Annotated in this window: 22 protein-coding genes and 1 tRNA gene; 17 read left to right on the top strand and 6 right to left on the bottom strand. The window is 47.6% G+C overall.

Features of this window, described 5'->3' with window-relative positions; all coding sequences use genetic code 11:
* Positions 1–33: 33 nt before the first annotated feature.
* Positions 34–1467 carry a serine-type D-Ala-D-Ala carboxypeptidase gene (dacB, locus tag FC814_RS08305; protein WP_001212645.1) on the bottom strand — a complete coding sequence of 478 codons (1434 nt, stop codon included), beginning with the start codon at positions 1465–1467 and terminating at the stop codon, positions 34–36.
* A 246-nt stretch (positions 1468–1713) separates the two neighbouring features.
* Between dacB and greA the strand changes: the two genes are divergently transcribed.
* Entirely contained in the window at positions 1714–2190 is a 477-nt protein-coding gene (gene greA, locus FC814_RS08310; RefSeq protein WP_001148001.1) for a transcription elongation factor GreA, read from the top strand.
* Positions 2191–2345: 155 nt separating this feature from the next.
* Here greA and yhbY read toward each other — a convergent pair whose 3' ends face one another.
* Positions 2346–2639, bottom strand: coding sequence for a ribosome assembly RNA-binding protein YhbY (gene yhbY / locus FC814_RS08315; protein WP_001054420.1), 294 nt, complete (start codon positions 2637–2639; stop codon positions 2346–2348).
* A 126-nt stretch (positions 2640–2765) separates the two neighbouring features.
* Here yhbY and rlmE point away from each other — a divergent pair, with 126 nt between their 5' ends.
* The 6 genes from rlmE to FC814_RS08345 all read left to right on the top strand — a co-directional run bounded on the left by rlmE (position 2766) and on the right by FC814_RS08345 (position 8357).
* Positions 2766–3395: a 23S rRNA (uridine(2552)-2'-O)-methyltransferase RlmE gene (gene rlmE, locus FC814_RS08320; protein ID WP_000145975.1), complete on the top strand. Its 630-nt coding sequence runs from the start codon at positions 2766–2768 to the stop codon at positions 3393–3395.
* Positions 3396–3494: 99 nt separating this feature from the next.
* Positions 3495–5429, top strand: coding sequence for an ATP-dependent zinc metalloprotease FtsH (gene ftsH / locus FC814_RS08325; protein WP_001107477.1), 1935 nt, complete (start codon positions 3495–3497; stop codon positions 5427–5429).
* An 89-nt stretch (positions 5430–5518) separates the two neighbouring features.
* Complete coding sequence (gene folP, locus FC814_RS08330) at positions 5519–6367, top strand: dihydropteroate synthase (protein ID WP_000764735.1); 849 nt, start codon at positions 5519–5521, stop codon at positions 6365–6367.
* Entirely contained in the window at positions 6360–7697 is a 1338-nt protein-coding gene (gene glmM / locus FC814_RS08335; protein ID WP_000071137.1) for a phosphoglucosamine mutase, read from the top strand. The genes folP and glmM overlap by 8 nt, the downstream gene beginning before the upstream one ends.
* Before the next feature lie 227 nt (positions 7698–7924).
* Positions 7925–8257, top strand: a complete 333-nt coding sequence (secG, locus tag FC814_RS08340) for a preprotein translocase subunit SecG (RefSeq protein WP_001517162.1) — start codon at positions 7925–7927, stop codon at positions 8255–8257.
* A 13-nt stretch (positions 8258–8270) separates the two neighbouring features.
* Positions 8271–8357, top strand: a tRNA-Leu gene (locus tag FC814_RS08345).
* Between the two features lie 225 nt (positions 8358–8582).
* Here the strand turns inward: FC814_RS08345 and FC814_RS08350 are convergent.
* The 3 genes from FC814_RS08350 to nanC all read right to left on the bottom strand — a co-directional run bounded on the left by FC814_RS08350 (position 8583) and on the right by nanC (position 11486).
* A complete protein-coding gene (locus tag FC814_RS08350) occupies positions 8583–9569 on the bottom strand; it encodes a sialate O-acetylesterase (RefSeq protein ID WP_137325793.1) in 987 nt (328 codons plus the stop codon).
* 74 nt (positions 9570–9643) lie between these two features.
* Entirely contained in the window at positions 9644–10750 is a 1107-nt protein-coding gene (gene nanM, locus FC814_RS08355) for an N-acetylneuraminate epimerase (protein WP_024212370.1), read from the bottom strand.
* Positions 10751–10769: 19 nt separating this feature from the next.
* On the bottom strand, positions 10770–11486 hold the full coding sequence (gene nanC / locus FC814_RS08360) for an N-acetylneuraminic acid outer membrane channel NanC (RefSeq protein WP_016159471.1): 717 nt from the start codon (positions 11484–11486) through the stop codon (positions 10770–10772).
* Positions 11487–12968: 1482 nt separating this feature from the next.
* On the opposite strand from nanC, the gene fimB reads away from it, so the two are divergent.
* From fimB to fimH, 9 genes are all read left to right on the top strand, one after another.
* The gene (fimB, locus tag FC814_RS08365; RefSeq protein ID WP_000790591.1) at positions 12969–13571 is read left to right on the top strand and encodes a type 1 fimbria switch DNA invertase FimB; all 603 of its coding nucleotides are present in this window, start codon (positions 12969–12971) and stop codon (positions 13569–13571) included.
* Positions 13572–14048: 477 nt separating this feature from the next.
* Positions 14049–14645 carry a type 1 fimbria switch DNA invertase FimE gene (gene fimE / locus FC814_RS08370; RefSeq protein ID WP_000044716.1) on the top strand — a complete coding sequence of 199 codons (597 nt, stop codon included), beginning with the start codon at positions 14049–14051 and terminating at the stop codon, positions 14643–14645.
* Positions 14646–15124: 479 nt separating this feature from the next.
* The gene (fimA, locus tag FC814_RS08375; RefSeq protein ID WP_137325794.1) at positions 15125–15673 is read left to right on the top strand and encodes a type 1 fimbrial major subunit FimA; all 549 of its coding nucleotides are present in this window, start codon (positions 15125–15127) and stop codon (positions 15671–15673) included.
* A 65-nt stretch (positions 15674–15738) separates the two neighbouring features.
* The gene (locus tag FC814_RS08380; RefSeq protein WP_077629697.1) at positions 15739–16278 is read left to right on the top strand and encodes a fimbrial protein; all 540 of its coding nucleotides are present in this window, start codon (positions 15739–15741) and stop codon (positions 16276–16278) included.
* 36 nt (positions 16279–16314) lie between these two features.
* Positions 16315–17040: a type 1 fimbria chaperone FimC gene (gene fimC / locus FC814_RS08385; protein ID WP_085460270.1), complete on the top strand. Its 726-nt coding sequence runs from the start codon at positions 16315–16317 to the stop codon at positions 17038–17040.
* 65 nt (positions 17041–17105) lie between these two features.
* The gene (fimD, locus tag FC814_RS08390) at positions 17106–19742 is read left to right on the top strand and encodes a fimbrial usher FimD (protein WP_137325795.1); all 2637 of its coding nucleotides are present in this window, start codon (positions 17106–17108) and stop codon (positions 19740–19742) included.
* Between the two features lie 9 nt (positions 19743–19751).
* Positions 19752–20282, top strand: a complete 531-nt coding sequence (fimF, locus tag FC814_RS08395) for a type 1 fimbria minor subunit FimF (RefSeq protein ID WP_137325796.1) — start codon at positions 19752–19754, stop codon at positions 20280–20282.
* Positions 20283–20294: 12 nt separating this feature from the next.
* Positions 20295–20798: a type 1 fimbria minor subunit FimG gene (gene fimG / locus FC814_RS08400; RefSeq protein ID WP_032226541.1), complete on the top strand. Its 504-nt coding sequence runs from the start codon at positions 20295–20297 to the stop codon at positions 20796–20798.
* 19 nt (positions 20799–20817) lie between these two features.
* Positions 20818–21720, top strand: a complete 903-nt coding sequence (gene fimH, locus FC814_RS08405; RefSeq protein ID WP_137325797.1) for a type 1 fimbria D-mannose specific adhesin FimH — start codon at positions 20818–20820, stop codon at positions 21718–21720.
* Positions 21721–21973: 253 nt separating this feature from the next.
* Here fimH and gntP read toward each other — a convergent pair whose 3' ends face one another.
* The gene (gene gntP / locus FC814_RS08410) at positions 21974–23317 is read right to left on the bottom strand and encodes a gluconate permease GntP (RefSeq protein WP_000558243.1); all 1344 of its coding nucleotides are present in this window, start codon (positions 23315–23317) and stop codon (positions 21974–21976) included.
* A 339-nt stretch (positions 23318–23656) separates the two neighbouring features.
* Here gntP and uxuA point away from each other — a divergent pair.
* Positions 23657–24555: mannonate dehydratase (gene uxuA, locus FC814_RS08415; RefSeq protein WP_137325798.1), on the top strand; the 899-nt coding region annotated here is incomplete at its 3' end.

A 24555-nucleotide genomic window follows, 5' to 3' on the forward strand; every position in this document is an offset into this window, starting at 1 on the left:
AAACCCCGACCATGCGCCGGGGTTTCTTTTTGACTAATTGTTCTGATAAATATCTTTATACAAGCGGCTTTCAAAGCGCACTAACGGAATACGGCGATTACGCTGATCCGCCGGTTCTACTGCATAGCCAGAAAGATATTGCACAAACGCCATTCGTTGCCCGCTCGCTGTGGTAATGAATCCCGCCAGGTTATATACCCCCTGCAACGAACCGGTTTTCGCTGAGACTTTGCCATCCACGCCCGCCTGATGCAGGCCCGCACGGTACTGTAACGAGCCGTCATAACCCGCCAGCGGCAGCATAGAGATAAAGTTAAGCTCATTGTCATGTTGGGCGATATATTGCAGCACCTGCATCATGGTGGCAGGCGCAATCAGGTTATGGCGTGAAAGTCCCGAGCCGTCGGCAATAATCGTGTTGCCAATATCGACACCGGCTTGCTGACGCAGAATTTGGCGCACGGCGTCCGATCCGGCCCGCCATGTTCCAGGCACATTGAAGCGCGCATGGCCTATCATGCGGAAAACCGTATCGGCGATCATGTTGTCTGATTTTTTCAGCATAATCTTAAGCAGATCATGCAAAGGAGCCGATTGTTTACTGGCCACCACCGTTCCCGGTTCGTTAACCTGCGTTTGTCGCAGCAGTGTTCCGCTCCAGGTGATACCCGCTTGTTTTAACTCATCTTTCAGAATCGCCCCGGCATAGCTGGCACCATCTTGCACCGCAAAGGCTAACGGTAGAGGTTCGGAACGTTGTGGCAGGCATCCGGTCAGCGTAAAGCGGTTCAGGTCGCCTGGCACGACATCCAGCTCGCAGTATTGCGCTTCGGCAGAACCACGGGGGAGGGTGCGTACCTGGCTGAACATCGTAACGGGGTAATAAGATGCCACGCGTATAAAAGCCATATCACCGGGTTTTTGGGCGCTGTAGAGCGAGACGGAGAAGCAATTGCGGTCAACGATGGCAGCGGCGGGTGGTGCGCTAAAGCATTGTGTCATGTCATTCCATGGCCAGCCGGGAGCTTTATCATGGCTGGCAAAAATGGAGGTATCTATGAGTACATTACCATCGATTTGTGTGACACCAGATTTTTTCAGAGTCGCGACCATATTGCGAATATCCTGACGTTTTAACGTCGGATCGGCACCAAATCGCGCCACTAAATCGCCTTTAAGCACTCCGTTTTCCACATTACCTTTGGTTTCAAGCGTAGTGGTAAAACGAAAATCGGGGCCGAGTTGAATCAACGCAGCCAGCGCAGTGATTACTTTTTGCGTACTGGCGGGCAGCGCCATCTGCTGACTGTGGTAATCAATCGTGGGGGCAGACGCGCCGACTCTTTGCACCATCAGGGCAAGGTTGGCACCAGCGGGAAGTTGAGTAATGTACTCATCAACATTCGCAGCCTGAACACTGAACGCTATACAGCTGGTCAATCCGATGATAAATCTGGAAAATCGCATAATCTCGCGCTAACAACCTGGAATCGAGCCGTCATACTACGGCGCAACGCCCTATAAAGTAAACGATGACCCTTCGGGAACTTCAGGGTAAAATGATCATCAAAATGTGAATTGTAGCTGACCTGGAACCTGTTTCCGGGTCGGTATTTTTTTGCTTCTGGCCTGGTGAGGAGTTATGCCGGGCTGACCGAACAGCCGGGGTGTGTGGAGACTCGCCCCATCAGGAATATTCAAGAGGTATAACAAATGCAAGCTATTCCGATGACCTTACGCGGCGCTGAAAAATTACGCGAAGAGCTGGATTTTCTGAAATCTGTGCGCCGTCCTGAAATCATTGCTGCTATCGCGGAAGCGCGTGAACATGGCGACCTGAAAGAGAATGCTGAATATCACGCTGCGCGTGAACAGCAGGGCTTCTGCGAAGGCCGTATCAAAGACATCGAAGCCAAGCTGTCGAACGCGCAGGTGATTGATGTCACCAAAATGCCAAACAATGGCCGCGTTATTTTTGGTGCTACCGTAACGGTGTTGAATCTGGATTCTGATGAAGAACAGACTTATCGCATCGTAGGCGATGACGAAGCTGACTTTAAACAAAACCTGATTTCTGTAAACTCACCTATCGCTCGTGGCCTGATCGGCAAAGAAGAAGATGATGTTGTGGTCATCAAAACGCCAGGCGGCGAAGTAGAATTTGAAGTAATTAAGGTAGAATACCTGTAAGAATTACCCAATACTCAAAATGTTGATGTATTGTAAAGAAAGGAAAAAGGCCGCTATGCGGCCTTTTATCAACGAACAGAGCGTGGCATTTTGCTCTCCTGCCTGCGGAAAATCCCTCGTTTTACACAGAAAATGTGTGTAACTTTAGGATAATCTTAGCGTGGCAGCGAGATTTTACGTTCTTTAGTTGGGCGATAAAGCACCAGCGTTTTACCGATGACCTGTACATTACAGGCGCCGGTTTCGCGCACGATAGCTTCCACGATCAAGGTTTTAGTTTCGCGATCTTCTGTGGCGATTTTCACCTTGATGAGTTCATGGTGCTCTAACGCTTGTTCAATCTCGGCCAGCACCCCTTCGGTCAAACCATTACTGCCAAGCAGAACAACTGGCTTGAGCGGATGTGCCAGACCTTTCAGGTGTTGTTTTTGTTTAGTACTTAGATTCATCGTATTTTTTTGCTTACGTTGGGATTGAAAACGGGTCATTCTACCGCCATCTCCCATATATCACCAAACAGGCGCGTAAAAATTTACGCAATTGGTTACGATGAGTTATCCCAATGGGAAAGTTAAATGACAGGTAAGAAGCGTTCTGCCAGCTCCAGCCGCTGGCTTCAGGAACACTTTAGCGATAAATATGTTCAACAGGCACAGAAAAAGGGGTTACGTTCCCGTGCCTGGTTTAAACTTGATGAAATACAGCAAAGTGACAAACTCTTTAAACCGGGAATGACGGTTGTCGACCTTGGTGCTGCCCCGGGTGGTTGGTCACAATATGTGGTCACCCAAATTGGCGGCAAAGGCCGCATCATCGCTTGCGATCTTTTACCTATGGATCCTATCGTTGGTGTGGACTTTCTTCAGGGCGATTTTCGTGATGAACTGGTGATGAAAGCACTGCTGGAGCGCGTTGGCGACAGCAAAGTCCAGGTTGTCATGTCCGATATGGCACCAAACATGAGCGGAACACCGGCGGTGGATATCCCCCGTGCCATGTATCTGGTGGAACTGGCGCTAGAAATGTGTCGTGATGTGTTAGCGCCGGGTGGCAGTTTTGTAGTGAAGGTGTTCCAGGGCGAAGGTTTCGATGAGTATCTAAGGGAAATTCGCTCCCTGTTTACGAAGGTCAAAGTTCGTAAGCCGGACTCTTCTCGTGCACGTTCGCGGGAAGTGTATATTGTAGCGACCGGGCGTAAACCCTAACCGGGAGATTTCAGACGAAAGTTTGAAAGATGCTGGATATAGAGTATCCTGACGCTGTTTTTAACACAGTTGTAATAAGAGGTTAATCCCTTGAGTGACATGGCGAAAAACCTAATACTCTGGCTGGTCATTGCCGTTGTGCTGATGTCAGTATTCCAGAGCTTTGGGCCCAGCGAGTCTAATGGCCGTAAGGTGGATTACTCTACCTTCCTACAAGAGGTCAATAACGACCAGGTTCGTGAAGCGCGTATCAACGGACGTGAAATCAACGTTACCAAGAAAGATAGTAACCGTTATACCACTTACATTCCGGTTCAGGATCCGAAACTACTGGATAACCTGCTGACCAAGAACGTCAAGGTTGTCGGTGAACCGCCTGAAGAGCCAAGCCTGCTGGCTTCTATCTTCATCTCATGGTTCCCGATGCTGTTACTGATTGGTGTCTGGATCTTCTTCATGCGTCAAATGCAGGGCGGCGGCGGTAAAGGCGCGATGTCGTTCGGTAAGAGCAAAGCGCGCATGTTGACGGAAGATCAGATCAAAACGACCTTTGCTGATGTTGCCGGTTGCGACGAAGCAAAAGAAGAAGTTGCCGAACTGGTTGAGTATCTGCGTGAGCCGAGCCGCTTCCAGAAACTGGGCGGTAAGATCCCGAAAGGCGTCCTGATGGTCGGTCCTCCGGGTACGGGTAAAACGCTGCTGGCGAAAGCCATTGCAGGTGAAGCGAAAGTTCCGTTCTTTACCATCTCCGGTTCTGACTTCGTAGAAATGTTCGTCGGTGTGGGTGCATCTCGTGTGCGTGACATGTTCGAACAGGCTAAGAAAGCGGCACCGTGCATCATCTTCATCGATGAAATCGACGCCGTAGGTCGCCAGCGTGGCGCTGGTCTGGGTGGTGGTCATGATGAGCGTGAACAGACCCTGAACCAGATGCTGGTTGAGATGGATGGCTTCGAAGGTAACGAAGGTATCATCGTTATCGCGGCGACTAACCGTCCGGACGTTCTCGACCCGGCACTGCTGCGTCCTGGTCGTTTCGACCGTCAGGTTGTGGTTGGTCTGCCAGATGTCCGTGGGCGTGAGCAGATCCTGAAAGTGCATATGCGTCGCGTACCGTTGGCGCCAGATGTTGATGCGGCAATTATTGCTCGTGGCACACCAGGCTTCTCCGGTGCAGACCTGGCGAACCTGGTGAACGAAGCGGCACTGTTTGCGGCACGTGGCAACAAACGCGTTGTATCAATGGTTGAATTCGAAAAAGCGAAAGACAAAATCATGATGGGTGCGGAACGTCGCTCCATGGTGATGACGGAAGCGCAGAAAGAATCGACTGCTTACCACGAAGCTGGCCACGCGATTATTGGTCGTCTGGTGCCGGAACACGATCCGGTGCACAAAGTAACGATTATCCCGCGCGGTCGCGCGTTGGGTGTGACCTTCTTCCTGCCTGAAGGCGACGCAATCAGCGCCAGCCGACAGAAACTGGAAAGTCAGATTAGTACCCTGTACGGCGGTCGTCTGGCAGAAGAGATCATCTACGGACCAGAACATGTTTCTACCGGTGCGTCGAACGATATTAAAGTTGCGACTAACCTGGCGCGTAACATGGTGACCCAGTGGGGCTTCTCTGAAAAACTCGGTCCGCTGCTGTATGCGGAAGAAGAAGGTGAAGTTTTCCTCGGTCGTAGCGTGGCGAAAGCAAAACATATGTCCGATGAAACCGCGCGTATCATCGACCAGGAAGTGAAGTCACTGATTGAACGTAACTATAATCGTGCGCGTCAGTTGTTGAACGACAACCTGGATATTCTTCATGCGATGAAAGATGCACTCATGAAATATGAGACCATCGACGCACCGCAGATTGATGACTTGATGGCTCGTCGCGATGTACGCCCGCCTGCAGGTTGGGATGAGTCGGGAGCATCTAACAATTCTGACAATAATGGCACTCCAAAGGCGCCGCGTCCGGTTGATGAACCACGTACGCCAAATCCGGGTAACACCATGTCAGAGCAGTTAGGCGACAAGTAAGTTCCCGCATCAGATGACTGTATTTGTACCGAAAACCCCGGGGCGTGCTCCGGGGTTTTTTCTTATCAATTCATACCAGGGATAACACCATGAAACTCTTTGCCCAGGGCACTTCACTGGATCTTAGCCATCCTCACGTGATGGGGATACTCAACGTCACGCCAGATTCTTTTTCTGATGGTGGTACGCATAACTCTCTGATTGATGCAGTGAAACATGCGAATCTGATGATCAACGCTGGCGCGACGATTATCGACGTTGGTGGAGAGTCTACGCGTCCAGGTGCAGCGGAAGTGAGTGTTGAAGAAGAGTTGCAACGTGTTATTCCGGTGGTTGAGGCAATTGCGCAACGATTCGAAGTCTGGATCTCTGTGGATACCTCCAAACCGGAAGTTATCCGTGAGTCGGCGAAAGTGGGTGCTCACATCATTAACGATATCCGCTCCCTTTCCGAACCTGGCGCTCTGGAAGCGGCTGCGGAAACTGGTTTACCCGTATGCCTGATGCATATGCAGGGAAATCCAAAGACCATGCAGGAAGCGCCGAAGTATGACGATGTTTATGCTGAAGTGAATCGCTACTTTATTGAGCAAATAGCACGCTGTGAACGGGCGGGTATCGCAAAAGAGAAATTGTTGCTCGACCCGGGATTCGGTTTCGGTAAAAATCTCCACCATAACTATTCATTATTGGCGCGTCTGGCTGAATTTCACCATTTCAACCTGCCGCTGTTGGTGGGTATGTCACGAAAATCGATGATTGGACAACTGCTGAACGTGGGGCCGTCCGAACGCCTGAGCGGTAGTCTGGCCTGTGCAGTTATTGCTGCGATGCAGGGCGCACACATCATTCGTGTTCATGACGTCAAAGAAACCGTAGAAGCGATGCGAGTGGTGGAAGCCACTCTGTCTGCAAAGGAAAACAAACGCTATGAGTAATCGTAAATATTTCGGGACCGATGGGATCCGTGGTCGTGTTGGGGATGCGCCGATCACCCCTGATTTTGTGCTGAAGCTGGGCTGGGCAGCAGGTAAAGTGCTGGCGCGTCATGGTTCCCGTAAGATCATTATTGGTAAAGACACGCGTATTTCTGGCTATATGCTGGAGTCGGCACTGGAAGCGGGTTTGGCGGCAGCGGGACTTTCCGCACTTTTTACCGGCCCGATGCCAACACCGGCAGTGGCTTATCTGACGCGTACCTTCCGCGCAGAGGCCGGGATTGTGATTTCCGCATCGCATAACCCGTTCTACGATAATGGCATTAAATTCTTCTCTATCGACGGCACCAAACTGCCGGATGCGGTAGAAGAGGCCATCGAAGCTGAAATGGAAAAAGAGATTAGCTGCGTTGATTCGGCAGAACTGGGTAAAGCCAGCCGTATCGTTGATGCTGCGGGTCGCTATATTGAATTTTGCAAAGCCACGTTCCCGAACGAACTTAGCCTCAGTGAACTGAAGATTGTGGTGGATTGCGCAAATGGCGCGACTTATCACATCGCGCCAAACGTGCTGCGCGAGTTGGGAGCGAACGTTATCGCCATCGGTTGTGAGCCGAACGGCGTAAACATCAATGCCGAAGTGGGGGCAACTGATGTTCGTGCGCTACAGGCACGCGTATTGGCTGAAAAAGCAGATCTCGGCATTGCCTTTGACGGCGACGGCGACCGCGTGATTATGGTTGACCATGAAGGCAATAAAGTCGATGGCGATCAGATCATGTATATCATCGCGCGTGAAGGTCTTCGTCAGGGGCAGCTGCGTGGTGGCGCGGTGGGTACATTAATGAGCAACATGGGGCTGGAACTGGCGCTGAAACAGTTAGGCATTCCATTTGCACGTGCGAAAGTGGGCGACCGCTACGTACTGGAAAAAATGCAGGAAAAAGGCTGGCGTATCGGTGCAGAGAACTCCGGTCATGTGATCCTGCTGGATAAAACCACTACCGGTGACGGCATCGTTGCTGGTTTGCAGGTGCTGGCGGCGATGGCGCGTAACCATATGAGCCTGCACGACCTTTGCAGTGGCATGAAAATGTTCCCGCAGATTCTGGTTAACGTGCGTTATACCGCAGGCAGCGGCGATCCGCTGGAGCATGAGTCAGTTAAAGCCGTGACCGCCGAAGTTGAAGCGGCGCTGGGTAGCCGTGGGCGTGTGCTGTTGCGTAAATCCGGCACTGAGCCGTTAATTCGCGTGATGGTCGAAGGTGAAGACGAAGCGCAGGTCACCGAGTTTGCTCACCGTATCGCTGATGCGGTAAAAGCGGTTTAATGCGATAACTAACTGGCTAAAAAGGCGGCGATTGTCGCCTTTGTTTTTCTTATGCACATCTATTTTGCTGTTTTTTTCCGCAGTTGATACAATGCAATAAAATTGCCCTTGCGAAGGTCATTCGCTTTGGTTAGTATTCACACCCGCTTCAGTGGGAAAGATTAAATTCTCCCGCTTTATTGGTTGAAGCATTGGTACGCGGCAACTCCGCAAGGAACAGGTTGATTATGTACGAAGCTCTTTTAGTAGTTTTCCTTATTGTAGCAATTGGCCTTGTTGGTCTGATCATGCTGCAGCAAGGTAAAGGCGCTGATATGGGAGCCTCCTTCGGAGCAGGCGCTTCCGCTACGCTGTTTGGTTCAAGTGGTTCTGGCAACTTCATGACCCGTATGACGGCTGTGCTGGCAACGTTGTTCTTCATCATCAGTCTGGTGCTGGGTAACATCAACAGCAACAAAACCAATAAAGGTAGCGAATGGGAAAATCTGAGTGCTCCGGCGAAAACCGAACAAACTCAGCCAGCTGCTCCGGCTAAGCCGACCAGCGATATCCCGAACTAAGAATAGTATCTGTGCTGAGGTGGTGGAATTGGTAGACACGCTACCTTGAGGTGGTAGTGCCCTAACGGGCTTGTGGGTTCGAGTCCCATCCTCAGTACCAATATTCCAAAAGAAAGACGCTGAAAAGCGTCTTTTTTTGTATCTGTGACCCGTCCTGAATAGCGTTAAACAAAGTTTTCTGCATCATTATTTTCTACAAGCGCAATCGCCCTATGTTGCATAGGTTGTGATTACATAATCGTTGTAGATACCGTTTGAAGAGGCTGAAGATTACCAACAGAGTCCAGCGCATTGATGGATACGCATAAATCAAATTTGTGAGTGCTCACTCTTCCTGCCAAAACCGCAAAATAACGTCAGCAAATTTGTCGGAAATAATCCCCCGACGGGCTGCCGAGCTGAAATGACTGCTTCGTAGCGCCGTTGTCCAGTTTTCTGGCGTTCGGTACGCTGAACCGTAATATCCCGTGATTAAATCGTCCGGATCTTCATCAGGCTCGTTCGTTAGCCCTCGTTCGTCTTGTTGCTGGAAGCCGACAAAAATAATGTTGGTTAAGGCATTCTTTTTGTAATTGCCATAAATAGTTTCGTACGCATGAGGATAATTTTCTTTCCAGTACCAGGTGGTATCGCCGCAGAACCACGGAGCAGCGGAAGTGTTAGTATTCAGAAGCTGAGAACTGTACTGCTTTAAATCCTTACGAAAGGCCTCAACCATATTATTAAAATATTGAGGGTGTAACGCGTAGTCACTCGTCATTAAGTCAAATTCGCCCTGCATCCAGCATACGCCGAGGAATTTATTCTGCGGATTCTTCGCCAGTGCAGCTCGCGTTCTGTTAACTAAATCCTGATACAGCGGAGTATCTGTTCCCCAACGACATGCATCATGGCTGGCTCCGTGCTGTTCTGAATATGTTCCTTCGCAGCCTGCGGTAAAAGCCGATCCGCCACGGCAACAAGGAACGATGAGAACGCCAGCATTATCAGGAATGAAGGGCAATAATTTCCGCGCAATATGCAGTGCCTGTCCAACTGTACCGTATTGTGTTTGATGATTCGTTGCCAGAGGATGGTGATAATCCCGCATATCCTGAATATCGTGTGGGCAGTGAGTCAGTGGAATAATGTCATTAAATTGACATGACGAGCCACCGGGATGCGTCTGTGTAAATCTTGCCAGTTGTTTTATTCTGGGGTGAGGCGCATCTTCACTGTCTGGTAAGGGAAGTCCTTCGCCATATGCCATGGCATTAGATTGTCCGGCAACGGTAAGAACATAGTAATAATCGGGCGATATTATCGTGTTCATATATATGCGTAATTGAAATGACAACAGGTGATGAGCCATTGATCGCAGGGCTCCTTTGCTGGAGCCCTGAAAAGTTAGTTTTGTACAGTAACTTTATTATCTTTCACAGAGAGCAACACTGAATCCGCCACAGCTTTGCCGCCCGTAGTTTCACCGCCAATAATCAATAAATTATTATTCCAGGGCAATGATACTCCGTAGGCCCGACCTTGCGACAGTTCGCCAGATTTCTCCCATTTCCCGTTATGCCAAAGATGAATATCGGCGCTATACGATTTTTTCAGACCTTCATGCGCATAGTTTTTACCGTTCTGGTAATTTTCTCGTGAACCTTTGAATCCGGCTCCCCCGGCAAATATAAGAGAGTCATTGCTAATACCTGCAAAACCGCCAGCTACGCCATCTGGGGAGGAGACGGGAGAAAGTTTATTCCATTTTATGCCATTGCCGGTGAAATCAAGCTCAAATACAGCATCAGTTCGCAGTCCTGGTTTGGCTTCGCCATTAATAAGCCAGGTTTTATCACCTTTATTTACTACCGCTGCACCAGCCGTACCATACCAGGGGGATTCGCCAGTGTAACTCCATTGCTGTGTAGAGGGATCAAAAGACAACAGGAACTTATTGAAGAAATAATCTTCTGCTTTTTTGTCAAAATAGTGGGTGTTGATTTTATCTATAGCCGCTGAATCTTTTCCTGCCTCCTTGAGATCTTCAAAATAGCCATTAAAGATATTTTGGTTAACGCCGCCAGTAATATAGGCTTTGCCGTTGTGTACAAAGGTCACATGACCTGCCATGCCCATCGGTGCGTGCGACATTAATTTAACCCAAGTATTGGTTTTGGGATTATATTTGTGTACGTCGTTGAATACCTGAGTTAACCCCTCACTGTTTTTACCAACACCGCCAAATACATACAAATTACCATCAATAAAGGCAGAGGTTGCTTGATCTCTCGGGCCAGCGGGGAATTCCGCCAGAGCTATCCATTTTTTATCTTTGGCTTGCGTATCCAGCTTGTACCACGCCGTACCTGCGCTACCTAAACCAATGTAGACAGTGTCGTTATCAATTACACCAGTACCACTTTTAAATGGCACAGGAGTTTCTGGTAATACCGACGCGTTTGCGGCACATGAAGCCATCATGATAGCAAGTGCCGTTATTGTTTTATTCATTGTGACTGTCTCCTGTCTACTACAGTTTAAATGACACACCAATGCGATAACTGTTTTCCGATAAATTATCTCTACCGTTGTAAACACCCTGACGGTCAAGGTAGTCATATTCTATGTATGGCGTAATATCGGGCGTCATATGGTATTGTAGAACAAATGCATTTTCCGTCGCCCATTTCTTATGGTTTGCATAGCGATAATCGTTTTGTTTGCTGTACAGCGTCGTTTGCCATGCGAAGGTGAAATCACTATTAATATTGTAAGTGACATATCCATCCCAACGATGAACGTTATCACGAGACATATCACCAGATAAGTCTTGTTGTCGGTAAGCTTTCCAGTCGTAACGATAGCGAATGCCAAAATTGAGATCTTTTGTCGCATCCCATGACAGTTTTACGTAAGGTCCATAGCGTGTGCCATTGCTGCTAAAATGGGTTAACATTCCTGGGCGCACGGTCCATTGATCATCAAGTTTAATCGCGTAATTAACTTCAACCTGAACATCATTTAATGCGGCATTTTCCTTTTTATTATCATGAATGGTATTCCAGGTATTACTTTCCATACTTGCCCACCATCCATTTTTCCACCCCTCACTGACTTTGAGTCGAGTTTCATAGGCATGGCTTCCACTACGATATCCACCACGCACATCCAGTGTTGCAGCCTGAGAAATTAATGGTGACGAAAAGCAGAGTAATAATACGCCAGAAAGTATTTTAGCCTTTTTCATAAATTTCACTCATTTGTAGAATACAGAAAGTAATACGAAGTCCGAATAAACAAATAGCATTTATGTTATGTGCTCTTTTTTGCTAGGCTTATAGCGTCATTGGCCACGGATAATTATGTTTTATTTTTTTTGTATAATGCCTCCTGTGAGAAATTGCTTTCCACATAATTTAAGATAAACCGAGATCTGGATTAAATACCTGAGTATTAAATCTATTCGGATGTTTATTTGATTTTAGTGTTCGTAAGCTATTTCACTTACTAAATCCATTTTTAGCCAGTGTCATAAAATGGATTGTTTGTTGATCTCATTTTCATACTCCTTTCAGACTGAAGTGCTCTTTCATCACCCGATAAGAGAGGACGCCAGGGATGTTTGTATTAGATTGCGATATGAGTCGTCTTATTTATCTCTTGTGTGTACCTTTATACCTGTTATACCAGATCAAAAATCACACAATCCATACAACAAAACCAGATTTGCAATTCGCGTCACAAAATATGTCGATATTTTTCGAAGGTAAAGATGTTATGTAAGGCCAGATGGTCATTGTCGACTGCCTTCATGAAACTGAAGTTTTGTTATTAACTAATTGTTTATAATGTATTTTTAATGATTTTCGGCAGTGCCGGGTTTACACGCTAACTCCTCAGGTATGGTGAAAATGAGTGTTTATCCGCTATCAGATTGACAATAATTCTCATCATAAAATATGTTTTAACGTTCTGAGACTAAGGGCAACCTGGTATGTAGTAGAGGAGTTTCTGATCCTGTCCAGGGCTGGCTCGTTGATGTTCAGCACACTTCAGGATGGGGGGGAATCGGTTATTTGCCGTATCGCCAGTAAATAGTAGTGAGTAAGAAAAGATTAAGTTGAAGTAACCACACCATATTTAACACGAATGTAGATGAAAAAAGGTGCGTGCAGACTTCCCCCCATATCTTTGGACAATACACGGTCTGGAAAGGAATATAACAATCTCACTGCATGAATTTACAAACCAAATGGTAATAATGGCTAGGGAACTAAGCATTAGCATGATAATAGCCACTTAAAAATTAAGGAATCTCATGAAATAGCAATTTTGAGGAAAATGGAGTTGACTAATAATGTTATATGTGAGATAGCGCGTTGAACAAAAAATTAAATTTTGCTGAATTTTTTTATGTTGATTTTACTTGTTACAGAACATATCACGTGATATATAGATAAGATTAGTTACATTGATGATGAGGGTTATTATTAGATTCGTCTCAGATTGAAAATATATAAAAGAACATAGCATGCAAGAGCATAGCGTTGTATGGCAAAGTTATTATAAGTAGCTATCGCCATTCTATTTAAGTTCATTCAAAAGAGCTAGTCCACTTGCGTTAGTCATTAAGCAAATATTCGCTTTTATAAACATAATCAGGATTACAATGTTGGATTATTGCTAACCCAGCACAGCTAGTGCGCGTCTGTAATAATAAGGGAAAACGATGAAGAATAAGGCTGATAACAAAAAAAGGAACTTCCTGACCCACAGTGAAATCGAGTCACTCCTTAAAGCAGCAAATACCGGGCCTCATGCTGCACGCAATTATTGTCTGACTTTGCTTTGTTTTATTCATGGCTTTCGGGCGAGTGAAATTTGCCGATTGAGAATTTCGGATATTGATCTGAAGGCAAAGTGCATATATATCCATCGATTAAAAAAAGGTTTTTCAACGACGCACCCGCTATTGAACAAAGAAGTTCAGGCTTTAAAAAACTGGTTGAGTACGCGTACTTCTTATCCACATGCTGAGAGTGAGTGGGTATTTTTATCACGCAAAGGGAATCCGCTTTCTCGTCAACAGTTTTACCATATTATCTCGACTTCAGGTGGTAATGCCGGGCTATCACTGGAGATTCATCCGCACATGTTACGCCATTCGTGTGGTTTTGCTTTGGCGAATATGGGAATAGATACACGACTTATCCAGGATTATCTTGGGCATCGTAATATTCGTCATACCGTCTGGTATACCGCCAGCAATGCAGGGCGTTTTTACGGCATCTGGGACAGACCCAGAGGTCGACAGCGTCACGCTGTTTTATAAAGATGGATGAGATACCAGGGATGGTGTTAAAACCTACATTATTCTTACGATATATCAATAATAATTAACCATTTATTAATTGATGTTATTGTTGGTGTAATTCTTAATTATCATAATAAACATTAGCTTAACCATACCCATACAAAATACAATGGTTTATTTTATTCGAAATAAACAAACAAAAGCATTCATAAATTTACATATCACTTAGATCCTTCTCTTTCTGCACTTTTTTCTTTATTTTTTAAGCAACTGGGAGTTAATCAGGTGCTATCTATTGTTATATTGAATTAAATCAATGAAAATAGATGTTGTCACATCAGTGATATTTTATTTTTGTATGATGTTTAATGTAATTGACTGATAACCACATAACTTTATGTGTGATTATCTTTTTATCTATTGGGCTAATTTTGACCGTTTGAGGTTTCCTATAGGTATTCATTCAAATATATCTCAGTCAGGAGTACTACTATTGTGAGTAAACGTCGTTATCTTACCGGTAAAGAAGTTCAGGCAATGATGCAAGCGGTTTGCTATGGGGCAACGGGAGCCAGAGATTATTGTCTTATTCTGTTGGCATATCGGCATGGGATGCGTATTAGTGAGCTGCTTGATTTGCATTATCAAGATCTTGACCTTAATGAAGGTCGAATAAATATTCGCCGACTGAAGAACGGATTTTCTACAGTTCACCCATTACGTTTTGATGAGCGTGAAGCTGTAGAACGCTGGACCCAGGAACGTGCTAACTGGAAAGGCGCTGAGCAGACCGACGCCATATTTATTTCCCGTCGTGGAAGTCGACTTTCTCGTCAGCAGGCCTATCGCATCATTCGTGATGCCGGTATTGAAGCTGGAACCGTGACGCAGACTCACCCTCATATGTTAAGACATGCTTGCGGTTATGAACTGGCGGAGCGTGGTGCTGATACCCGTTTAATTCAGGATTATCTGGGGCATCGAAATATTCGCCATACTGTGCGTTATACCGCCAGTAATGCAGCACGTTTTGCCGGATTATGGGAAAGAAATAATCTCATAAACGAAAAATTAAAAAGAGAAGAGGTTTGATATAACTTATTGATAAGAAAATGAAAAAATAAAGAAATACAAGACAATTGGGGCCAAACTGTCCATATCATAAAAAAGTTTCGTATTTTTTCTCAAGCATAAAAACATCAAAAAACGACAAAAATCAACTAACTGTTTGATATGTAGACTATTTCTATTGTAAATTAATTTCACATCACCTCCGCTTTACGTAAAGATAACGTCTCTCTTTCTCGAAGCAACTTCCTCATTCTTCTCTCCAAAAACCACCTCATTCAATATAAAAATCTATAAATAAATATAATCACAGAACATAAAGCTAACAAATAAACTGAAAAAGTTCGTGCGCGATGCTTTCCTCTATGAGTCAAAATGGCCCCAAATGTTTCATTTTTTGGGGGGAAACTGTGCAGTGTTGGCAGTCAAACTCGTTTCCAAAACAAAGTGTACAGAACGACTGCCCATATTGATTTATACGTAGATTTAAAAAGGAAAGCAGCATGAAAATTAAAACTCTGGCAATCGTTGTTCTGTCGGCTCTGTCCCTCAGTTCCACAGCGGCTTTGGCCGCTGCTACGACGGTAAATGGTGGGACAGTTCACTTTAAAGGGGAAGTTGTTAACGCCGCTTGTGCGGTTGATGCAGGCTCTGTTGATCAAACTGTTCAGTTAGGTCAAGTGCGTACCGCTTCGTTGGCACAAGAAGGTGCAACCAGTTCTGCTGTCGGTTTTAACATTCAGCTGAATGATTGCGATACCACTGTTGCAGACAAAGCAGCCATTGCCTTCCTTGGCACAGCAATTGATGGAAATCATACCAACGTACTGGCTCTGCAGAGTTCAGCTGCGGGCAGCGCAACAAATGTTGGTGTGCAGATCCTGGACAGAACGGGTACTGCGCTGGCGCTGGACGGTGCGACATTTAGCGTACAAACAACCCTGAACAACGGAACCAACATCATTCCGTTCCAGGCACGTTATTTTGCAACCGGTGCTGCAACCCCTGGTGCTGCTAATGCGGATGCGACCTTCAAGGTTCAGTATCAATAACCTACTCAGGTTTAGGGACGTCATTATGGGCAAGGATGCCCACTCCTTGTGCGATAAGAATAATGATGAAAAGGACGAGATTATTTCTAGTAGCGTTGTTGCTGCCGATGTTTGCTCTGGCCGGAAATAAATGGAACACCACGTTGCCCGGCGGAAATATGCAATTTCAGGGCGTCATTATTGCGGAAACTTGCCGGATTGAGGCCGGTGATAAACAAATGACGGTCAATATGGGGCAAATCAGCAGTAACCGGTTTCATGCGGTAGGGGAAGATAGCGCACCGGTGCCTTTTGTTATTCATTTACGGGAATGTAGCACGGTGGTGAGTGAACGTGTGGGCGTGGCTTTTCACGGTGTCGCGGATGGTAAAAATCCGGATGTGCTTTCTGTGGGAGAGGGGCCAGGGATAGCAACCAATATTGGTGTAGCGTTGTTTGATGATGAAGGAAACCTCGTACCGATTAATCGTCCTCCTGTGAACTGGAAACGGCTTTACTCTGGCTCTACTTCGCTACATTTCATCGCCAAATATCGTGCTACCGGGCGTCGGGTTACTGGCGGCATCGCCAATGCCCAGGCCTGGTTCTCTTTAACCTATCAGTAATTGTTCAGCAGACAATGTGATAACAGGAACAGGACAGTGAGTAATAAAAACGTCAATGTAAGGAAATCGCAGGAAATAACATTCTGCTTACTGGCAGGTATCCTGATGATCATGGCAATGATGGTTGCCGGACGTGCTGAAGCGGGAGTGGCCTTAGGTGCGACACGCGTAATTTATCCTGCAGGGCAAAAACAAGTGCAACTTGCCGTGACAAATAATGATGAGAATAGCACCTATTTAATTCAATCATGGGTAGAAAATGCCGATGGTGTAAAGGATGGTCGTTTTATCGTGACGCCACCTCTGTTTGCGATGAAGGGAAAAAAAGAGAATACCTTGCGTATTCTTGATGCCACAAATAACCAATTGCCGCAGGATCGGGAAAGTTTGTTCTGGATGAATGTCAAAGCGATTCCGTCAATGGATAAATCAAAATTGACCGAGAATACGCTACAGCTCGCAATTATCAGCCGCATTAAACTGTACTATCGCCCGGCTAAATTAGCGTTGCCACCCGATCAGGCCGCAGAAAAATTAAGATTCCGTCGCGGCGCAAATTCTCTGACGTTGATTAACCCGACACCCTATTACCTGACGGTAACAGAGTTAAATGCCGGAACACGGATTCTTGAAAATGCATTGGTGCCTCCAATGGGCGAAAGCACGGTTAAATTGCCTCCTGATGCAGGAAGCAATATTACTTACCGAACAATAAATGATTATGGCGCACTTACCCCAAAAATGACGGGCGTAATGGAATAACGCAGGGAGAATTTTTCGCCTGAATAAAAAGAATTGACTGCCGGGTAATTTTAACCGGAGGAATAATGTCATATCTGAATTTAAGACTTTACCAGCGAAACACACAATGCTTACATATTCGTAAGCCTCGTCTGGCTGGTTTTTTTGTCCGACTCTCTGTTGCCTGTGCTTTTGTCGCACAGGCACCTTTGTCATCTGCCGAACTCTATTTTAATCCGCGTTTTTTAGCGGATGATCCCCAGGCTGTGGCTGATTTATCGCGTTTTGAAAATGGGCAAGAGTTACCGCCGGGGACGTATCGCGTCGATATCTATTTGAATAATGGTTATATGGCGACGCGTGACGTCACGTTTAATACGGGTGACAGTAAACAAGGGATTGTCCCTTGCCTGACTCGCGCTCAACTCGCCAGTATGGGGCTGAATACAGCTTCTGTCTCCGGTATGAATCTGCTGGCGGATGATGCCTGCGTGCCATTAACCACAATGATCCATGACGCTACTGCGCATTTAGATGTTGGTCAGCAGCGACTCAACCTGACGATCCCTCAGGCATTTATGAGTAATCGCGCGCGTGGTTATATTCCTCCTGAGTTATGGGATCCCGGTATTAATGCCGGATTGCTCAATTATAACTTCAGTGGAAATAGTGTGCAGAATCGGGTTGGGGGTAACAGCCATTATGCATATTTAAACCTACAGAGTGGGTTAAATATTGGTGCATGGCGTTTACGCGACAATACCACCTGGAGTTATAACAGTAGCGACAGTTCATCAGGTAGCAAAAATAAATGGCAGCATATCAATACCTGGCTTGAGCGAGACATCATTCCGTTACGTTCCCGGCTGACGCTGGGTGATGGTTATACCCAGGGCGATATTTTCGATGGTATTAACTTTCGCGGCGCACAATTGGCCTCAGATGACAATATGTTACCCGATAGCCAAAGAGGATTTGCCCCGGTGATCCACGGTATTGCGCGTGGTACTGCACAGGTCACTATTAAACAAAATGGGTATGACATTTATAATAGTACGGTGCCACCGGGGCCTTTTACCATCAACGATATCTATGCCGCAGGTAATAGTGGTGACTTGCAGGTAACGATTAAAGAGGCTGACGGTAGCACGCAGATCTTTACCGTACCCTATTCGTCAGTCCCGCTTTTGCAACGTGAAGGGCATACACGTTATTCCATTACGGCAGGAGAATACCGTAGTGGAAATGCGCAACAGGAAAAACCCCGCTTTTTCCAGAGTACATTACTCCACGGCCTTCCGGCTGGCTGGACAATATATGGTGGAACGCAACTGGCGGATCGTTATCGTGCTTTTAATTTCGGTATCGGGAAAAACATGGGGGCACTGGGCGCTCTGTCGGTGGATATGACGCAGGCTAATGCCACACTTCCCGATGACAGTCAGCATGACGGGCAATCGGTGCGTTTTCTTTATAACAAATCGCTCAATGAGTCAGGCACGAATATTCAGTTAGTGGGTTACCGCTATTCGACCAGCGGATATTTTAATTTCGCTGATACAACATACAGTCGAATGAATGGCTACAACATCGAAACACAGGATGGTGTTATTCAGGTTAAGCCGAAATTCACCGACTATTACAACCTCGCTTATAACAAACGCGGGAAATTACAGCTCACTGTTACTCAGCAACTCGGGCGCACATCAACACTGTATTTGAGTGGTAGCCATCAAACTTATTGGGGAACAAGTAATGTCGATGAGCAATTCCAGGCTGGATTAAATACTGCGTTCGAAGATATCAACTGGACGCTCAGCTATAGCCTGACGAAAAACGCCTGGCAAAAAGGACGGGATCAGATGTTAGCTCTTAACGTCAACATTCCTTTCAGCCACTGGCTGCGTTCTGACAGTAAATCTCAGTGGCGACATGCCAGTGCCAGCTACAGCATGTCGCACGATCTCAACGGTCGGATGACCAATCTGGCTGGTGTATACGGTACGTTGCTGGAAGACAACAACCTCAGCTATAGCGTGCAAACCGGCTATGCCGGGGGAGGCGATGGTAATAGCGGAAGTACAGGCTACGCCACGCTGAATTATCGCGGTGGCTACGGCAATGCCAACATCGGTTACAGCCATAACGATGATATTAAGCAGTTCTATTACGGAGTCAGCGGTGGGGTATTGGCTCATGCCAATGGCATAACGCTGGGGCAGCCGTTAAACGATACGGTGGTGCTTGTTAAAGCGCCTGGCGCAAAAGATGCAAAAGTCGAAAACCAGACGGGGGTGCGTACCGACTGGCGCGGTTATGCCGTGCTGCCTTATGCCACTGAATATCGCGAAAATAGAGTGGCGCTGGATACCAATACCCTGGCTGATAACGTCGATTTAGATAACGCGGTCGCTAACGTTGTTCCCACCCGTGGGGCAATTGTGCGAGCAGAGTTTAAAGCGCGCGTTGGAATAAAACTGCTCATGACGCTAACCCACAATAATAAGCCGCTGCCGTTTGGGGCGATGGTCACATCAGAGAGCAGCCAGAGTAGCGGCATTGTTGCGGATAATGGCCAGGTTTATCTCAGCGGAATGCCTTTAGCGGGAAAAGTTCAGGTGAAATGGGGAGAAGGGGAGAATGCTCACTGTGTCGCCAATTATCAACTGCCACCAGAGAGTCAGCAGCAGTTATTAACTCAGCTATCAGCTGAATGTCGTTAAGGGGGCGTGATGAAAAGCAAACCTTTTTATCTTCTCTGCGTTTTTTTGTGGCTGGTTGTCAGTCACGCCAGAGCCGCAGATAGCACAATTACTATTCGCGGCTATGTCAGGGATAACGGCTGTAGTGTGGCCGCTGAATCAACCAATTTTACCGTTGATCTGATGGAAAACGCGGCGAAGCAATTTAGCAACATTGGGGCGACGACTCCAGCCGTTCCTTTTCGTATTTTGCTGTCACCCTGTGGTAATGCCGTTTCCGCCGTAAAGGTTGGGTTTACCGGTGTTTCAGATAGCCACAATGCCAACCTGCTTGCACTTGAAAATACGGTGTCAGCGGCCGCAGGGCTGGGAATACAGCTTCTGAATGAGCAACAAAATCAGATACCCCTTAATGCCCCATCGTCCGCGATTTCGTGGACGACCCTGACGCCGGGTAAACCAAATACGCTGAATTTTTACGCCCGGCTAATGGCGACACAGGTGCCTGTCACTGCGGGGCATATCAATGCCACGGCAACCTTTACTCTTGAATATCAGTAACTGGAGATGCTCATGAAATGGCGCAAACGTGGGTATTTATTGGCGGCAATGTTGGCGCTCGCAAGTGCGACGATACAGGCAGCCGATGTCACCATCACGGTGAACGGTAAGGTCGTCGCCAAACCGTGCACAGTTTCCACCACCAATGCCACGGTAGATCTCGGCGATCTTTATTCTTTTAGCCTGATATCTGCCGGAGCGGCATCGGCCTGGCATGATGTTGCGCTTGAGTTGACTAATTGTCCGGTGGGAACGTCCAGGGTCACCGCCAGCTTCAGCGGGGCAGCCGACAGCACCGGATATTATAAAAACCAGGGAACCGCGCAAAATATCCAGTTAGAGCTACAGGATGACAGCGGCAACACATTGAACACCGGCGCAACCAAAACTGTTCATGTGGATGATTCCTCACAATCAGCGCACTTCCCGTTACAAGTCAGAGCATTGACGGTAAATGGCGGTGCCACTCAGGGAACCATTCAGGCAGTGATTAGCATCACCTATACCTACAGCTGAACCCGAAGAGATGATTGTAATGAAACGAGTTATTACCTTGTTTGCTGTACTGCTGATGGGCTGGTCGGTAAATGCCTGGTCATTCGCCTGTAAAACCGCCAATGGCACAGCTATCCCAATTGGCGGTGGCAGCGCCAATGTCTATGTCAGCCTTGCGCCCGCCGTGAATGTGGGGCAAAACCTGGTCGTGGATCTTTCGACGCAGATCTTTTGCCATAACGATTACCCGGAAACCATTACAGACTATGTCACACTGCAACGAGGTTCAGCTTATGGCGGTGTGTTATCTAATTTTTCCGGAACCGTAAAATATAATGGTAGTAGCTATCCTTTCCCGACCACCAGCGAAACGCCGCGCATTGTTTATAATTCGAGAACGGATAAGCCCTGGCCGGTGGCGCTTTATCTGACGCCTGTCAGCAGTGCGGGTGGCGTTGCGATTAAGGCAGGCTCATTAATTGCCGTGCTTATTTTGCGACAGACCAACAACTATAACAGCGATGATTTCCAGTTCGTCTGGAATATTTACGCCAATAATGATGTGGTGGTGCCCACTGGCGGCTGTGATGTTTCCGCTCGTGATGTCACCGTTACACTGCCGGACTATCCCGGTTCGGTGCCGATTCCTCTTACCGTTTATTGTGCGAAAAGCCAAAACCTGGGGTATTACCTTTCAGGCACAACAGCAGATGCGGGCAACTCGATTTTCACCAATACCGCGTCGTTTTCGCCAGCACAGGGAGTCGGCGTACAGTTGACGCGCAACGGAACGATTATTCCAGCGAATAGCACTGTGTCATTAGGGGCAGTAGGGACTTCGGCGGTAAATCTGGGATTAACGGCAAATTACGCACGTACTGGAGGGCAGGTGACTGCAGGTAATGTGCAGTCGATTATTGGTGTTACTTTTGTTTATCAATAAAGAAATCACAGGGCTTGCTAATGCTGGTACGTAATATTACGTGATGCGCCAGGCTACCTGCAAAACCTGCATGTTAGCCCTTTGTAGGCCAGATAAGACGCGCCAGCGTCGCATCTGGCATAAACAAAGCGCACTTTGCTGGTCTGTTCCCCTCACCCTAACCCTCTCCCCGGAGGGGCGAGGGGACTGTCTGGGCACATTTTTAGACTTTGTCATCAGTCAGAGCCTGCCATTGGCAGGCTCTGGTGTTCTTTTACGCTACCATGCTGATAATCAACACAATAATCAGCCCAACCACGGAGTTGACCAGTTCCAGCAGACCCCAGGTTTTTAACGTGTCTTTTACCGACAGGTCAAAATAACCCTTAAACAACCAGAAAGATGCATCGTTAATGTGGGTGAGGGTGTTGGAACCCGCAGCCGTCGCCAGCACCAGCAGCGCCGGATTCACGCCAACCAGTTGACCGGTTGCCGGATCAAGGATTGCAGCACTGATAATCCCGGCGGCAGTCATCGCCGAAACCACACCCTGACCGGTCGCCAGACGAATCAGTACGGTGATCAGCCACGCCATGATGTAGGGCGAAATATTGCCATGCGACATCAACATGCCGATGGTGTCACCAATGCCGGTGTCGATGATGGTCTGCTTCAGTACGCCGCCAGCACCGATGATCAGAATCACCATCGCAATGCTTTTTACTGCGCTTTCAAAGGCGTTCATCACCCACTGCATATCGTGCCCGCGCGCGGTGCCAAAGAGTACGAACGCAACAACCATCGCAATAAACATCGCAATCGGCGAGGAACCAATAAAGTTAACCACTTCCCACGCAGGCGTGTCTTTTACCAGCCAGATATTGGCGATGGTGGTGGAGATCATAATGATCGCCGGGATCAGCGGCACCAGAATCGAAACACCGAAAGAAGGCAGATTGTTCATATCTACCGGTTGATCTGCTTTCAGAAATGACGGCGTTGGGCGTTCCAGATTACCGAGGAACTTCGGCAGGATCAGACCTGCGCAGATTACACTTGGGATCGTCACCAGTACGCCATAGATATAAACCATCCCCATATCCGCGCCATAAGCGTTCACCAGCGCCACCGGACCCGGCTGCGGTGGGAACAATGAATGTGCGGTAGTGGCAGCTGCTACTGCCGGAATAGCCAGTTTCAGGAACGGGATTTTAGCTTCGGCTGCAATCACGATCACCAGCGGTGCCAACATGATAAAGGCCACTTCATAGAACATCGCCAGACCGAAAATCAGGCCGATGATAATCACCGATATCTGAACATAGCGCAGACCGAGACGCGCCAGCAGCGTGTGCGCTATCTGGTGCGCCGCGCCCGAGTCGACCATCAATTTACCGATGACCGCACCGAATACCACGATGATCGCCAGTTCCCCCAGCGTGTTGCCGAAGCCCGCTTTCATGGTGTGAAGCAGCGACATCAAGTCCATACCCGCCAGCATCCCGACGGACAGCGCCGCCACTAGCAAAGCCACCATTGAATTGATTTTGAACTTCAAATTCAGTACCAGCATCAGGCCAATGCCGAATACCACCCAGAGAATGTTAAGCACATGCATAACGTTTTACCTTACCTGGTTGAACCGTTGTTATTTTGGGCGACATGTTATGCAAATTGGTCAACCATTGTTGCGATGAATATCACATACCCTGATCAATAACCGTTGTTTACCCTTTGCTGTAATTTGCAACAACCGGCAGGAGAGTAGATTTCTTGTGATGTGGTTAACCAATTTTAGAATCCGGGTTGACATGTCTTACCAAAAGGTAGAACTTATACGCCATCTCATCCGGTGCGACGCCACGGCTGTGGTCTGGTTGTTCATCCGGATACCTAAACAACTCCGGGGTTCCGCGTCTCTTCGCTGTGGAACCCACTATGTGAAAGAGGAAAAATCATGGAACAGACCTGGCGCTGGTACGGCCCAAACGATCCGGTTTCTTTAGCTGATGTCCGTCAGGCGGGCGCAACTGGCGTGGTTACCGCGCTGCACCATATCCCGAACGGCGAAGTATGGTCCGTAGAAGAGATCCTCAAACGCAAGGCGATCGTTGAAGATGCTGGCCTGGTGTGGTCTGTCGTAGAAAGCGTGCCAATTCACGAAGATATCAAAACCCATACCGGCAACTATGAGCAGTGGATCGCTAACTATCAGCAGACCCTGCGCAACCTTGCGCAGTGCGGTATTCGCACTGTGTGCTACAACTTCATGCCTGTGCTCGACTGGACCCGTACTGACCTCGAATACGTACTGCCGGACGGCTCCAAAGCCCTGCGTTTCGACCAGATCGAATTTGCTGCGTTTGAAATGCATATCCTGAAGCGTCCAGGCGCGGAAGCGGATTACACCGAAGAAGAAATTGCTCAGGCTGCTGAACGCTTCGCCACTATGAGCGACGAAGACAAAGCTCGTCTGACCCGTAACATCATTGCTGGTCTGCCGGGCGCGGAAGAAGGCTACACCCTCGACCAGTTCCGTAAGCACCTGGAGCTGTACAAAGATATCGACAAAGCGAAGCTGCGCGAAAACTTTGCGGTCTTCCTGAAAGCCATTATTCCGGTTGCCGAAGAAGTTGGTGTGCGTATGGCTGTTCACCCGGACGATCCGCCGCGCCCGATCCTCGGCCTGCCGCGCATTGTTTCCACCATTGAAGATATGCAGTGGATGGTTGATACCGTAAACAGCATGGCGAACGGTTTCACCATGTGCACCGGTTCTTACGGCGTGCGTGCTGACAACGATCTGGTTGATATGATCAAGCAGTTCGGTCCGCGTATTTACTTCACCCATCTGCG

It is taken from the genome of Escherichia sp. MR (assembly GCF_005280595.1).
Taxonomy (GTDB): Bacteria; Pseudomonadota; Gammaproteobacteria; order Enterobacterales; family Enterobacteriaceae; genus Escherichia; species Escherichia ruysiae.

Excerpts from the sequence above, each read along its gene's own strand:
- dacB (WP_001212645.1), bottom strand. The coding sequence starts at position 1,467 with ATGCGATTTTCCAGATTTATCATCGGATTGACCAGCTGTATAGCGTTC.
- greA (WP_001148001.1), top strand. The coding sequence starts at position 1,714 with ATGCAAGCTATTCCGATGACCTTACGCGGCGCTGAAAAATTACGCGAA.
- yhbY (WP_001054420.1), bottom strand. The coding sequence starts at position 2,639 with ATGAATCTAAGTACTAAACAAAAACAACACCTGAAAGGTCTGGCACAT.
- rlmE (WP_000145975.1), top strand. The coding sequence starts at position 2,766 with ATGACAGGTAAGAAGCGTTCTGCCAGCTCCAGCCGCTGGCTTCAGGAA.
- ftsH (WP_001107477.1), top strand. The coding sequence starts at position 3,495 with ATGGCGAAAAACCTAATACTCTGGCTGGTCATTGCCGTTGTGCTGATG.
- folP (WP_000764735.1), top strand. The coding sequence starts at position 5,519 with ATGAAACTCTTTGCCCAGGGCACTTCACTGGATCTTAGCCATCCTCAC.
- glmM (WP_000071137.1), top strand. The coding sequence starts at position 6,360 with ATGAGTAATCGTAAATATTTCGGGACCGATGGGATCCGTGGTCGTGTT.
- secG (WP_001517162.1), top strand. The coding sequence starts at position 7,925 with ATGTACGAAGCTCTTTTAGTAGTTTTCCTTATTGTAGCAATTGGCCTT.
- FC814_RS08350 (WP_137325793.1), bottom strand. The coding sequence starts at position 9,569 with ATGAACACGATAATATCGCCCGATTATTACTATGTTCTTACCGTTGCC.
- nanM (WP_024212370.1), bottom strand. The coding sequence starts at position 10,750 with ATGAATAAAACAATAACGGCACTTGCTATCATGATGGCTTCATGTGCC.
- nanC (WP_016159471.1), bottom strand. The coding sequence starts at position 11,486 with ATGAAAAAGGCTAAAATACTTTCTGGCGTATTATTACTCTGCTTTTCG.
- fimB (WP_000790591.1), top strand. The coding sequence starts at position 12,969 with ATGAAGAATAAGGCTGATAACAAAAAAAGGAACTTCCTGACCCACAGT.
- fimA (WP_137325794.1), top strand. The coding sequence starts at position 15,125 with ATGAAAATTAAAACTCTGGCAATCGTTGTTCTGTCGGCTCTGTCCCTC.
- FC814_RS08380 (WP_077629697.1), top strand. The coding sequence starts at position 15,739 with ATGAAAAGGACGAGATTATTTCTAGTAGCGTTGTTGCTGCCGATGTTT.
- fimD (WP_137325795.1), top strand. The coding sequence starts at position 17,106 with ATGTCATATCTGAATTTAAGACTTTACCAGCGAAACACACAATGCTTA.
- fimF (WP_137325796.1), top strand. The coding sequence starts at position 19,752 with ATGAAAAGCAAACCTTTTTATCTTCTCTGCGTTTTTTTGTGGCTGGTT.
- fimG (WP_032226541.1), top strand. The coding sequence starts at position 20,295 with ATGAAATGGCGCAAACGTGGGTATTTATTGGCGGCAATGTTGGCGCTC.
- fimH (WP_137325797.1), top strand. The coding sequence starts at position 20,818 with ATGAAACGAGTTATTACCTTGTTTGCTGTACTGCTGATGGGCTGGTCG.
- gntP (WP_000558243.1), bottom strand. The coding sequence starts at position 23,317 with ATGCATGTGCTTAACATTCTCTGGGTGGTATTCGGCATTGGCCTGATG.